Source organism: Halonatronum saccharophilum DSM 13868 (assembly GCF_000517025.1).
In the GTDB taxonomy this organism is placed as follows: domain Bacteria; phylum Bacillota; class Halanaerobiia; order Halobacteroidales; family Halobacteroidaceae; genus Halonatronum; species Halonatronum saccharophilum.
Genome location: NZ_KI912097.1, coordinates 510,953 through 523,501, shown reverse-complemented (window position 1 = coordinate 523,501; position 12,549 = coordinate 510,953). Strand labels below are relative to the sequence as shown.

The window sequence follows — 12,549 nt, the reverse complement described above, 5'->3', positions numbered from 1 at the left end:
ATCTCCTCCTTATATATTAACAGCTAAGAATCAATTCATGTTTATATCTATCACTTCTATAAAGAGCTTTAGTATATTCAATTATTCTATCATTTTTAATATAAGTTGTTCTTCTAAATAGTAATGCCAATTGATCACTATTCACCCCTAATAAATCACTCTCATAATCATTTAAAATTGTAGGCTCAATAGTCTGCTTAGCATAATCCAACTGATAATTACAGACTCTTTTAAAAATATTATATAATGAATTATCTTTAATTAACTTTTCATCAATGCTAAAACAGAGATCATAAGGAAGCCAAGCTGTTTCTAAAGCAAAAGGTTCTCCTTCTACACTTCTTAACCTTTTAACTTCTATGATATCATCTTCAGCTTCAGGCATCTGTAAATGTTTTTTTATCTTTTTGGTTGCAGATTTTATTTCAAAATTCAATAACTTAGTAGTAGATTCTAACCCCTTTTCCTCCATTGTTTCAGTAAAACCTTTAAGTTTAGAGAGTTGATATTTTATATCGGGCTCAAAATCAGCAACAAAAGTCCCCTTTCCTTGTTCTCTATATAATAATCCTTCATTTACTAAAGCCATAATTGCTTTTCTAGCAGTCATCCTACTAATATTATGAATCTCACATAACTCTCTTTCTGTCGGGATAGAATCTCCAGGAACTAATATATTATTATCTATCTTTTCTTGCAAAATTTCTTTTAACTGATGATACAAAGGTAATGGATTATCTTTTGTAACTTTTTTCATATTATAAATTCACCTCATTAATTGTATATAACTTATATCATTAATACATTATATTGTATATACCAATTTTTCTATGGTTATTATACATCTATATTTAGTATTTGTCAAATTTAAAATAAATTTATTGTGAATATCTGTAATAGACCTTATATTCCCTTCTTATTATGTCTACAAAACATATTAACTACAAGCAACATTCTATACTTTAAAGTATAGAATGTTGCTTGTTTATTAGTTATTATTTAATTCTGAAAAACTAACTAACTCAACTTTTCTAACCTTAAGCCAATCTTTCGACCCCTCAGTTGTTAATATATCTAACTCCTTCTGTCGCTTCTTATTATAACTACTAATACTTTTTAATTTATCATCTACATAAGCTGGGTGAACCATAATCTCAATTATACCTGCATCAAATCCACTAATAATATTTTTCAAATTACCCAAAGTAGTATTATCACCATAAAAGTCCATACTAAATTGACATCCTCCCCGCCCGCTCCTATCGTCACCTACAAGTTCTAACGAACTTTTCGTGAAACCCATAAAGACAATATCCGAACGAGGATTCCTAAAAGAAACTTACGAGGTTGTCTGCTGATTAAATGCCAGTCCATTTCTGGTAGGCAAGTATAACGCAAACTTTAGGCTGTGCCATCAGCCCTCCTAAGATAGGCATATAGCCACTTAGGTTATTACCATCTAAGCAGATTGTTGTGAATGCACTTTATTACGTAGTGTCTGTTAAGACACGGAGGCTAAATATTTATTAGCTATATTTCTACTTGCATTTAAATCAGCGTGGATATGATTACCACACTCACAAGAATATAAATTAGCTTTACGATTAGATTTTTTTATCTTATTACATTTAGAACAACTCTGGGAGGTATATTTAGGGTTAATATATTCCACCTTAATCCCAGCTAATTGGGCTTTATATTCAATAAATTGTTGAAGTTGATAGAAAGTCCAGTTATGAAGGTTTCTATCTGCTCTATTAAGACTTTTAGCAGAGTGTTTTTTCACGGAAGGTCGTGATTTTTCGACCTATAGGGTATTTCGGATATTCTCTAGATTCTCCATAATTACAGTACCAACTTGCTCTTGCACAGCAAGATTAATAAGTTGTCTACTAATTTTATGGTTTAAATCAGTCATCCATCTCTGCTCTTTGTCATCAATAGTTTTAATAGCTTTAACCTTCTTAGATTGACCTAGTTTTCTTCTTAACGAACGATATTTCTTACGGATAAAACCTGCTTTTTTACCATTGTTGAATTGACAATTAATCTCTTTTCCTTGAGAGTTTTTAACACTAGCAACAGCTAATTGTCGAAGTCCTATATCAATTCCCATTACATTAGAGTTAGTGATTTCTTTATCAGCAATTTTAATTGTTACAGCAAAGTACCATTTACCTCTTTGGTAGAACAGACTAACTTTGCCTAATTTACTACCATTATCAATATATTGTTGCAATTCTTCAAACATTTTAGTCTGTTTAACAGGGAAAGCAAACCTTTGACACTTGCTAGTATAAAGAGGTATTGAGATTATATGATTATCAATTTTATAATTTTGATTATTATAGCAAATAGGCTGATTGTTTTTAAATTCTAAATTATCTTTATCAGAATCAGATTTTAAAAACAACTCATAGAGTGCTTTAAGTTTGTCAGCGACAGATTGACGATTCTTAACTACTTCTGCAATATTATTTAAGAATATATTTTGTTCTCTTTTAGTTGGTTTTAACAACTCTAAAACATAAGTTAAGTGCATATTAATCACCTTTGATTTTCAATATAGTGTTGGATCGTTTCTGAACTTACATTACCCCTACGAGTTTTTAACAATCAAAAAAATCTCTATGTTAGTAGAAATTTAATTTTATATTATTTAGTATGTTGCTGAACATATTGTTTTATACTTTGAGAAGTTATATCTCCCGCAGTAGCCACAAAATAAGCTCTAGTCCATACAGAACCTTTAATATTTAATTTAGGAAAGTGTTTCGATATTCTTCTTCCAGTAGTACCTTTAATGATATTCATTAGTTTACTAGGAGAATACTTAGGCAAAGTTGATATAAAAAGGTGTATATGGTCTGGCATTATTTCAATAGCTAATACTTCAAAATTATGTGTGTCTGCTAATTCATTAATGGTATCTAAAGTTAATTGTTTAATTTTAGGATTATCTAAAATATGTTTTCTATACTTAGGTATCCATATAAAATGATAGTTTAAAAGGAACTTTGCGTGTCTTGTACTTTTATAGGTATTCATCATTAAAAACTCCTTGATATCAGTTATTATGTCTATAATATCATAAAAGGGGTTCGTGTTAAAGAAGTGTATTATATAAATAATTTTAATTTTTAAGTCGATTAAAAATTAAAATAGCCGATTCATCCCCGCCCATTAACATAGGCGAGGCTTTCTCGGCTACAATTTGGTAAAGGTCGATTATACTCCTTTGCTAACTTAATAACAATCTCTCTAACTCCATCATTCATATGGATATGATGGTGGCTATCTAAGTAAGTTAAAGTTAGCTTTCCACAAGTTAAGGTTAGATGAAGACCAAGCTCAGTTATTCCATTCTCCTTAGCCAATTTAATTGTCTTATTAGCGGCATATTGATCATAAATCGTTGTACTACCTATAATCCCACCCTTGATACCTTTAATAATTCCTTCAGTACATACTTTAGTTAACCCAAAATCATCTGCATTAACTATTAATTTCTTCACCTATAACACCCCAATTCTCTCTTAAATATTTAATCACTGATTAAACCGTGGTAAATAATCCTTATTTTCCTTTATGATATCATTTAATAAACCTTTAGCTACCTTAACTGAAGGAATCAAAGGATGAATAGTTAGCGCTTGTAACGATGCTTCATAATTACCATAAACACCTGCTTCTACAGATAACTCTTCATAAAAATTTAACACTTTGTATCAATCCATATATACTTGGAGGTAATTCTCCAACTGTAATCGAATGAGCTCCCTTACTATCTACAAGGGCATTAACTTCTATAGAAACATTATTAGGCAAACCTTTAATCGTACTATTATTTTTAACATTTACAGTATGAACATCCTTCTTATCATTATAGATTGCACTGATCAATGATACTGCTGCATCTGAATAATAGGCTCCTCCACGTTGCTCTAATTGTGGTGGCTTAATATCCAACTAAGGTATTACCTGCAGTTACTAAAGGTCTAACTTTAACTTTAACCTTACCCTTAATTTTTATTTGTAGATAAGTATATATTCTAAATCTATCTTTAAGAATCACTCAAATCCAAATCAATTACAATCCTTGCTCTATTTCCAGCTCCCACACCAGCGATACACCAATTAAACCGATTGATATCTGCGGCTAGAGCACGATCTTCCATACTACCTTTAGGAAAGAGTGATAAAGTAACTTCAGTCCCTTCAACATACCTTTGGAAGAAAGGGTCATTCCAGTGGCGAGTAACATCTGAGGGCTCATAATATAAAGTAAACTCTAATTGGTTATCTACCACATATCGGGTAAAGTCCTTCTTATACCCCTCATCACGCTCACCATTATGAAAATCACTTCCCCCTGCAAAGTTATTGCCCCTACCTTCGAAGTTGGTAGCATTTGGCCCATGGAAACCTACATCTGGACCTCCTCCAACTAGGGTAAACTCTTTCCCTTCCACTTCATTAGGTAAATTTTTTAAAACTAACTCCACTTTAGCCAAGTGTTCATGCCCTGATTGGCCCTCCTTATAATCATAATTAACCTTATCAGCTGGAACTTTCCTTCCAAAGACTACTGGTGACGTCCAATCTAATCTACTACCTTTCACTATATCTTCACCTTCCTCTTTAATCTCTTCATTGTTATTCCACCCTACTACTAGTAGGGATAAGAGTAGCAAAAATACCAATAAAAAACACCTTTTAATTGATGTTCTTTTCAATTTTATTCCCCCATTTGTTTTCAATTAATGATTTAAACTATTAATTAATTCTATCCTGATCTGCACCTTTTCCCTATCTCTTAGTAATGCCAACATATTTAACATATTAATAGCTTAACCCATAATAATCCCCTTACAACTTAATTATTCCAGATTAACCTTAATTCTATATCTAATTTATAATTAAAAAACCACTTAAAAGAACTTAAATCCTTCTAAACAGTTCAATTAATTTCTATTTTAACCCATTCTCTAACTACAGTTACAAAAGGTCTTTCGTTATTTACAAATGTGAATCATCTTAACTTATTGATTCCGACCTTTAAAATTTATTATTATTTCTTCTTCCTACCAATAATAAGTTACTCCTAACTTCGGGCCAAACTCTGACTGACTTTCCCAAACTCCATTATCCTCTTCTTTAGTGTTGGTAAGTCCATAGAAACCTCTAACCCCTAGCTTGCCAAAAGCTATATACTCAACACCCAGACCTACCCAATACTGAGGTGCTATAAGGCTACTATCATTAATCTCATCATTACCAAAAGTCAATCTATATCCACCAGTTAATGAAAGCCTTACTCTCCCTTGATCATATCTTTTAAATACCCCATCAAAGTTTATTGGCATAGCAAAGCCATCATCATTATAAGTAATAAAACCTAATCCATAGTTAAAACTATCATTTACCCAACTTCTAGCCAGCAGATAAGCCGGGCCAAAAGCCTCAATACCCTTCTTATCACTCATATCTAAAAGCTCTTCTTCTAAAGGATAAGTATCTCCTGTCACCTTTGACTCTGATTTAGATTCCATTGGCATCCTAAACTCCTCATCCATAAAAGGACTGCTTATTATTACAGTTCCAGACATATCTTGAATTAGATTCATCTCTCTTATCCAATTATTATTAGGGTCTAAGATTATCTCACCATTTTGCTTTCCATTAAAATCAAAATCTATATCCATTCCCTCTAGAGCTTCTTCATCTAACTCTATATCCTTAAACACAAAGTTTCCATCTGTCACAATAACCACTCTATCATCACTAACCTCAGCCAAAGAATACTTACTCGTTATAACAAAATCCATTGGCCCGCCGACTTCAATAGTACTGTCCCAACTATCTCCAATTTTTACAGGTTCTTGAGGTAAATAAGCCAAAAATTCACTCCAAGTACTCTCTATAAAATCATCATCCATAAAAGCATCTAAGCCCACTGCATTATCATCATCTAAAATTTCTTTGAGCAAATCACCATACCCGGAGGCGTCAATAATTTTTCCTTTATTTGAAATGACCAATTTAAACTCCATACCCTCTAAAGATTCCATAGAAGAATCGAGTTCACTATTTATTTCATCATAGAACCCTTCATTCTCTTCTTCTAACCGATCAAGAAGCTCACTTTCTATTCTCACTATATCAAAATCCACACTAGTAACTTTAACTCCTAAATGGTAATTATGGTCTCTACTTATTTGATCTATCACAAAAGAATATTCTAATTCCATAAAATGCTCCATTAACATAGGCATCCCCATAACATCTTGCTCAATAATTTGGGTAATAGAATTAGTTAACTTATACTCCCAACCCTCCTCTAAATCTAAGCTAAGATCATAATAATCACCTTGAGCCAAAACTCCATAAGATAACAATAAAATAAATATTACTGCAATAACAACTGTTCTTTTCTTCATTCTTCTCCTCCTTAAAAAATAGTTTAGATATCGTCACAAGTATATTATACCATTTAATTACTATTCTTCAAGGATTACATTTCAATATTATTCTAACAAAAATCTAATTTAGTTCTATTTTTTTTTTCTGAAAGCATAGCAATAAAGCCAATTTAAGTAAAAAACATCCCAATATTTACTCCTTGAGAAGAATTATCATTTATGATAATCTAATCTTAGCTCAATTAGATCAAGGAGGTATATTAAAAATTGAAACTAAATAATAGACACATTATCACATTAGCATTAGTTGTTGTATTAATTCTTATAGTCGCTTCAGTAGCAGATGCCTACCAAAGGTATACTGTTCAACAAGGAGATTCACTCTTTACTATTTCACAAAAATTTAGTATATCAATCTCATCTTTAATTGATCTAAATAATATTGATAACCCTAATTTAATTCTTACTGGTGATAGGCTTACAGTTCCTGCCTTAAGTACAGGATCTAGTTCTAATAATGAAAGAATCGTGAATAACTCAAACAATAATTCTTCAAGAAATAACTCAAATAACCGTGCCTCTTTTAGAGATTCAGCTTGGCAATCTAGAGAGAATAATAAAGCCGTAGTTGCACAAAAAGAGACACCGGTTGAAAGAAAACTTTATCGAAGAGGGCCAAATACTATGAGAGCAGCACTTACCTTCGATGACGGTCCAGATGCTGTTTATACTCCTCAGGTTCTTGATGTATTAAGAGAGTATAATATTAAAGCCACCTTCTTCTTGGTTGGTCAGCGTGTTGAGAAACACCCTGATGTCGTCCGACAAATTTTAAAAGATGGACATACTATAGCCAACCACTCTTGGTCACATGCTGACTTAAGAAGAATAAGCGAAGAAAGAGTGGAAGAAGAGGTAATGAGAACTGAAAAAGCACTAGAGAAAGTAATTAGTCGCAAAACGGCTATGATAAGACCACCTTATGGTGCAGTATCTAATAAGGTATTAAAGCAATTATATGATATGAACTACTCTGTAGTAAATTGGTCGGTAGACTCCCTTGATTGGAGGGCCAAGGATAAATCAGAAGTTATAGAAAGGACTATCCCTAACTTACATGGAGGTGCCAACATCCTCTTCCACTCTGCCGGTGGAGAAGGGCAAAGCTTAAGACCTACAGTAGAAGCATTAGCGATAATAATTGAAGAACTACAAAAAAGAAATATTGAAATGGTTACTGTAGATGAGTTACTTTCTATACCTGCTTACAAAAGATAACTTTCATAAGTCAAGTCTCCTAGGAGGCTTGACTTTATTTTTATGATATATAATAATCAAGCTATGTTTTATTACTAGGGGCAGTGTAAGTTTCTGTGTCAATAAAAACCTTAGACTACCAGAAGAGAGCTCGAGCCATATTTAGGTTTTAGTTTTTGACTTTACTGAAACTAATTGGCACGAAAGTGCCAATTAGTGAGCAAACTCACTTTTGATTTCATCATATAATTTTTCTATCGTCTCACCTTGAACAAAATGTTCATTTACTACCGCAAAAAGGCCAAGGACACAGTCATTACAATAACCCAAGCACGGTTCTACTTCTACATTTACCTCTTCAAACTTCTCCTCTAATAGATTTATAACCCTCTCTATGCCTTGACTGAAATTATTTTCGCAGAATCTAACTTTTCTCATAAATGTTTATCCCCTTTCTAAGCAATTATACTATTCTAAATTATATAGTAATAAAGCTTCACTTTCGTGCCACTAGTAATGGGTAATGAGTAAAGTCAAAATCTCAAAACTTCTTATAAGTCTTAGCTAACAAAGGGTTTTTTGTTTTCTTAAGGTTTTACTCATTACTGATTACTCATTACTGATTACTCATCACCAGTAATAAATCTACACTATATTACTATTAAGTATCAGTTTTATACCATCACAAAACCTTCTTTAGCTATTATCTCAACCAGCTCATCTGGCGATAAGTCACTAAAGTCCACCCCATCTAGCTCAATCCCTTTTGCTATAACCTTTCGCAAAGCCAAAGCCTTAACCATATCTCCTACAACAATCATCCCTATTATCTTGTAGTCTAAGGTTAAAGTATACTTATTATTATCTAAGTCCTCTTCTAAGATTACAAAAGTGGCCTTCTTCTCATCAATCTCTCCCATAGAAAAGACTGATAAACCAAAAGCCCTTAAATTAACTATAGGTATGTTTGACTTATAGGCTTTTAATATTTATTTCTTTATCTCGTATAAAAAATGATTTAATAATACAAATTAAATGTGATAACTAAAAATAAAAAGGAGGCAAAAAAATGTCTGACAAAGATGTAAAAGAATCTTATGAGCGAAGTACCGCTAGAATGAGAGGAAGCGGAAAGGCTATAGGCTCTCAATTATCTGATGAAGATTATAATGAGCCTGATAATCACCAAGATATTCACAAAAAGTTTAAAGCAGATTATGAAAAGATAGAAAAATCTCTATCAATGGAAGAGGTCCACAAATGGCAAAGAGAACATATTGAAAAGAAGGATCAATCTATAGATGGATACCCAATGAATGTAATAATTGATCCAGCAATGAGAGAAATGTATCAAGTAGTCAACAAAGCCGATATAACCAATGTCTTCGACCGTTTTAGCCAACAGCAACCTATCCAGTGTAAATTCTGTGTTGAAGGGCTATCCTGCCAACTCTGCGCCAACGGACCTTGTAGGATACACCCAAAAGCATCTAGGGGGACCTGTGGCGTCGATGCTCATACAATGGTAGCAAGAAACTTTATGTATAGACATGTGACTATAGGTACATCAGCCAATATATTCCACGCTCAACAAGCTGCCCGTACACTAAAAGCTGCTGGTGAACACTCCGAGAGTGGATTAAAGATTCGTGATGGAGAAAAGTTAAAAAAATTTGCCGAAATGGCAGGGTTAGATTCTAATAAAGCAATTGAACAATTAGCAGTCGATTTCGCTAATTGGGTTATTGACGATATTCACAGACCCTATCACCTTGAATCTGAAGCTGTCAAAGCCTTTGCTCCAGAAAAAAGAAAAAAGTTATGGAGAAAGCTTGGATTGTTCCCAGGAGGTGGGTATAGTGAAGTTGCCTATTCTCAAACCCAATGTATGACCAACTTCAACTCTGATCCTATCGAATTTTTATTAAGATCTGTTCGCTTAGGTATTGCTAATGAATACCAAGGATTATTCCTCTTAGATATACTACAAGAGATCTTAATGGGTACCCAAGAAATTACTAAAAAGAAACAGAATATGGGTCTTTTAGAAAAGAATATGGTCAATGTTATTACAAATGGACATATGCCACTACTTGCTCATGTGGCAATCGACCTTGCTTCTAGTGATGAATGGCAACAAAAAGCTAAAGATGCTGGTGCAGATGGCATTCAAATCCTTGGCCATGTCTGTGAAGGTCAACAGCTTATGAACTACTCTGGAACTCACAATACCAAAGGATACGGTGGTCAAGAAGGAGAATGGTTATCCCAAGAATACCTTCTTGCTACTGGAGTCGTCGATATGTTTATGTTCGATTATAACTGTACAGTTCCTACTATGCCTTTATTTGCAAAGAAATTTGGTACTAAGCTATTGAGTACCCATCCAGTAATCAAACTACAAGGAACAGAAACCTTAGATTTTATTCCAGAGAAGATGAAAGAACAAGCCCAAAAAGCCTTAAATAAAGCAATAGAATCCTTCAAAGAGAGAAAACAAGAGAATAAAGAGACCTATATTCCTCCTTATGTATCTGATTGTACTGTAGGATTCAGTACAGAGTCAGTAAGAGAAGCCTTAGGAGGAAGTTTTACACCCCTTATTGAACAGATAGCCAATGGGAATATCAAAGGAATTGCTACTATTGTTGGTTGTACTACTGCTAGATATGGACAAGGTGGGAGTAATATCTTCAAGATTACTAAAGGTCTAATAGAGAATAACATCCTTGTCTTATCAGGAGGATGTACTTCCAGTGTTATGCAGTATACTGGTTTAACAGATCCTAAAGCCGCTCAAGAAGCTGGAGACGGTTTGAAAGCAGTCTGTGAACAGTTAGGTATTCCTCCAGTTCTAAACTATGGAGCCTGTGTTGATATCGGTAAGATGACTCAGACAGCCAAAGAGATTGCTGATGAATTAGATGTAGATACAAATAAACTACCTTTAGTCATTGGAGCACCAGAGTACCTAGAGCAGAAAGCAGTAGCAGATGCTTGTACAGCAATAGCCTTAGGATGGTTAGTCCATATTGCCCCAGTTCCATCGATTACAGGTAGTGATGTAGTGGTTAAAACCTTAACCGAAACTACTGAAGAGTTAGGACTAGGAAAGGTAGTAGTAGAGATGGATGCAGAAAAAACAGTAGATATCTATGTAGATCATATCAATAAGAAGAGAAAAGAGTTGGGATTAGAATAACATTAATAAAAATAGCAACGAATTACACCCATCTTCGCTAATTTAAATCAAAATCAAGGTCTAAAATTAATTTTAGACCTTGATTTTTGATCTTTAATTGGCTTGATTTGCGTTAATTCGTTGCTAAATTATTTTAAAATTTATTTTCTCCTGGAAATTTTTGTATTTTCCAACACTCATACTTAATAACTATCAAGCAATTTTCTCATTATCCAAGAAGAAGATTGCTATAATAATCCCTATTCCAGCTAAAATAGCTGTTGGATAGAATGTATATAAATAAGTTCCTAATACATCTCTTAACCTACCAGAGATAAAGTTACCAAATATAGCTCCAACTCCATAAGCTGTAAAGAGATAACCATAGTTCTTACTATAATGCTTATCACCAAAGAAGATAGCCGTAGCTGCTGGAACAATTGCCAACCACCCTCCTAAATTAAGCCAGAATATTGCAAAAGCAAGCCCATAAATAAAGGCATTACCCTCTCCTGCTATCAGCATCAATAAAGATGCAATAATGATTAAAATATAAGAAGATACTGCAGCCCACTTAGGACTGTATCTATCGGTAATCCAACCAAAGATAGGTCTACCTATACCATTAAAGATAGCAAAGAAAGAGACCATAAAGGCTGCCTGTCTTGCCTCTAAACCTACTACCTCTTCACCTACTGGACTAGCAATCCCAATAGCCATAAGCCCTGTCAGAGTACCTATTATATAAGTTATCCAGAGACCATAAAAGACAGGAGTATTTAACATACTTTTAGTATCAATATCTATCTTTGCCTCAAAGTCATCCTCATCTTCAACTCCAAGCTCTTCATCTGGAAATTTTAAAGGCAAGGATAAGATGGTAATAATAATAGCAAATGCTATCCCTATTACCTTAAAAGCAACAAAAGGTCCATACCCATCTATCAACCAATTAGCTAAAGGCGCAGTTACTAAAGGTGAGAGTCCAAAACCACCCAGGGTCATCCCTACTGCCAAGCCCTTCTTATCAGGAAACCATTTAGCAGCTACCGCCATAGGAGCTCCATAGGCTATCCCAACACCTGCACCACCAATTATCCCATAGGAGAATATTAGAAAAGCAAAATTGATCTCTGGAGAAAATCCAGCTAAAAGCCACCCTATAGATACCAGCAAGCCTCCAGATATAGTCATCTTTCTTGGCCCGTACTTATCTATCATCCCACCTGCTATAGGCATTAAGACTGCATACGAAACCAAAAAAGCCATATAAGGCAAACCACTTTGAGTAGCACTTATACCAAAAAGTTCCTCAACTGGCTTTCTAAATATACTCCAAGCATATACAGTACCCATACACATAAAGATTATAAGTCCTAAAGGTATGTACATCCATCTATTCTTTTGTTGCGAAAATTTCTGATCCTCTACAACTTCCATCTTTCAATTCCTCCCTTATCAATACTCATTTAAAATATCTACTATTTGAAATCAATAGGAATAATGTAATTTCTTACTCCTATATCATTATTTTTTAAATTTAAAACTGCATATTATACTATTTATAATTATCCCTAAGATATACTATACCAAAATCCCCATCTATTTTCAAGGATTTATTAATATTTATTCATAGTTTGTTAATAATTATGCAACTTCCTTTATATTTAAACCCTCTCTAGCTACTGG

General features: G+C 33.5%; 13 protein-coding genes and 1 pseudogene. 2 read left to right on the top strand and 12 right to left on the bottom strand.

Features of this window, described 5'->3' with window-relative positions; genetic code table 11:
• Positions 1-16 precede the first annotated feature (16 nt).
• From HALSAC_RS0113790 to HALSAC_RS0113745, 9 genes and pseudogenes are all read right to left on the bottom strand, one after another.
• Positions 17-757 (bottom strand): GntR family transcriptional regulator, encoded by a 741-nt coding sequence (locus tag HALSAC_RS0113790; protein ID WP_027340757.1) that lies wholly within the window; start codon positions 755-757, stop codon positions 17-19.
• 231 nt (positions 758-988) lie between these two features.
• Positions 989-1,231: a ChbG/HpnK family deacetylase gene (locus HALSAC_RS0113785; RefSeq protein WP_027340756.1), complete on the bottom strand. Its 243-nt coding sequence runs from the start codon at positions 1,229-1,231 to the stop codon at positions 989-991.
• Between the two features lie 270 nt (positions 1,232-1,501).
• A complete protein-coding gene (locus HALSAC_RS17565) occupies positions 1,502-1,786 on the bottom strand; it encodes a transposase (RefSeq protein ID WP_245579487.1) in 285 nt (94 codons plus the stop codon).
• Between the two features lie 21 nt (positions 1,787-1,807).
• On the bottom strand, positions 1,808-2,542 hold the full coding sequence (locus tag HALSAC_RS16070; RefSeq protein ID WP_245579486.1) for a transposase: 735 nt from the start codon (positions 2,540-2,542) through the stop codon (positions 1,808-1,810).
• A 113-nt stretch (positions 2,543-2,655) separates the two neighbouring features.
• Positions 2,656-3,048 (bottom strand): IS200/IS605 family transposase, encoded by a 393-nt coding sequence (gene tnpA, locus HALSAC_RS0113775; protein ID WP_027340755.1) that lies wholly within the window; start codon positions 3,046-3,048, stop codon positions 2,656-2,658.
• Positions 3,049-3,170: 122 nt separating this feature from the next.
• Complete coding sequence (locus HALSAC_RS16065; RefSeq protein WP_051412242.1) at positions 3,171-3,515, bottom strand: ChbG/HpnK family deacetylase; 345 nt, start codon at positions 3,513-3,515, stop codon at positions 3,171-3,173.
• 33 nt (positions 3,516-3,548) lie between these two features.
• Positions 3,549-3,969: pseudogene (locus HALSAC_RS17880) on the bottom strand (family 4 glycosyl hydrolase); the annotation flags it as partial.
• Between the two features lie 95 nt (positions 3,970-4,064).
• On the bottom strand, positions 4,065-4,736 hold the full coding sequence (locus HALSAC_RS0113750) for a hypothetical protein (RefSeq protein WP_027340753.1): 672 nt from the start codon (positions 4,734-4,736) through the stop codon (positions 4,065-4,067).
• Between the two features lie 348 nt (positions 4,737-5,084).
• A complete protein-coding gene (locus HALSAC_RS0113745; protein ID WP_027340752.1) occupies positions 5,085-6,440 on the bottom strand; it encodes a DUF6263 family protein in 1,356 nt (451 codons plus the stop codon).
• A gap of 249 nt (positions 6,441-6,689) precedes the next feature.
• Between HALSAC_RS0113745 and HALSAC_RS0113740 the strand changes: the two genes are divergently transcribed.
• Positions 6,690-7,700 carry a polysaccharide deacetylase family protein gene (locus HALSAC_RS0113740; RefSeq protein ID WP_051412241.1) on the top strand — a complete coding sequence of 337 codons (1,011 nt, stop codon included), beginning with the start codon at positions 6,690-6,692 and terminating at the stop codon, positions 7,698-7,700.
• Positions 7,701-7,892: 192 nt separating this feature from the next.
• Here the strand turns inward: HALSAC_RS0113740 and HALSAC_RS0113735 are convergent, their stop codons facing one another.
• Positions 7,893-8,117, bottom strand: coding sequence for a DUF1450 domain-containing protein (locus HALSAC_RS0113735; protein ID WP_027340750.1), 225 nt, complete (start codon positions 8,115-8,117; stop codon positions 7,893-7,895).
• Positions 8,118-8,353: 236 nt separating this feature from the next.
• Positions 8,354-8,638 carry a hypothetical protein gene (locus tag HALSAC_RS0113730; RefSeq protein WP_281172369.1) on the bottom strand — a complete coding sequence of 95 codons (285 nt, stop codon included), beginning with the start codon at positions 8,636-8,638 and terminating at the stop codon, positions 8,354-8,356.
• Between the two features lie 110 nt (positions 8,639-8,748).
• Here HALSAC_RS0113730 and cooS point away from each other — a divergent pair, with 110 nt between their 5' ends.
• Positions 8,749-10,881 (top strand): anaerobic carbon-monoxide dehydrogenase catalytic subunit, encoded by a 2,133-nt coding sequence (gene cooS, locus HALSAC_RS0113725; protein WP_027340748.1) that lies wholly within the window; start codon positions 8,749-8,751, stop codon positions 10,879-10,881.
• A gap of 192 nt (positions 10,882-11,073) precedes the next feature.
• Here cooS and HALSAC_RS0113720 read toward each other — a convergent pair whose 3' ends face one another.
• Positions 11,074-12,300 carry an L-lactate MFS transporter gene (locus HALSAC_RS0113720; protein ID WP_027340747.1) on the bottom strand — a complete coding sequence of 409 codons (1,227 nt, stop codon included), beginning with the start codon at positions 12,298-12,300 and terminating at the stop codon, positions 11,074-11,076.
• Positions 12,301-12,549 lie beyond the last annotated feature (249 nt).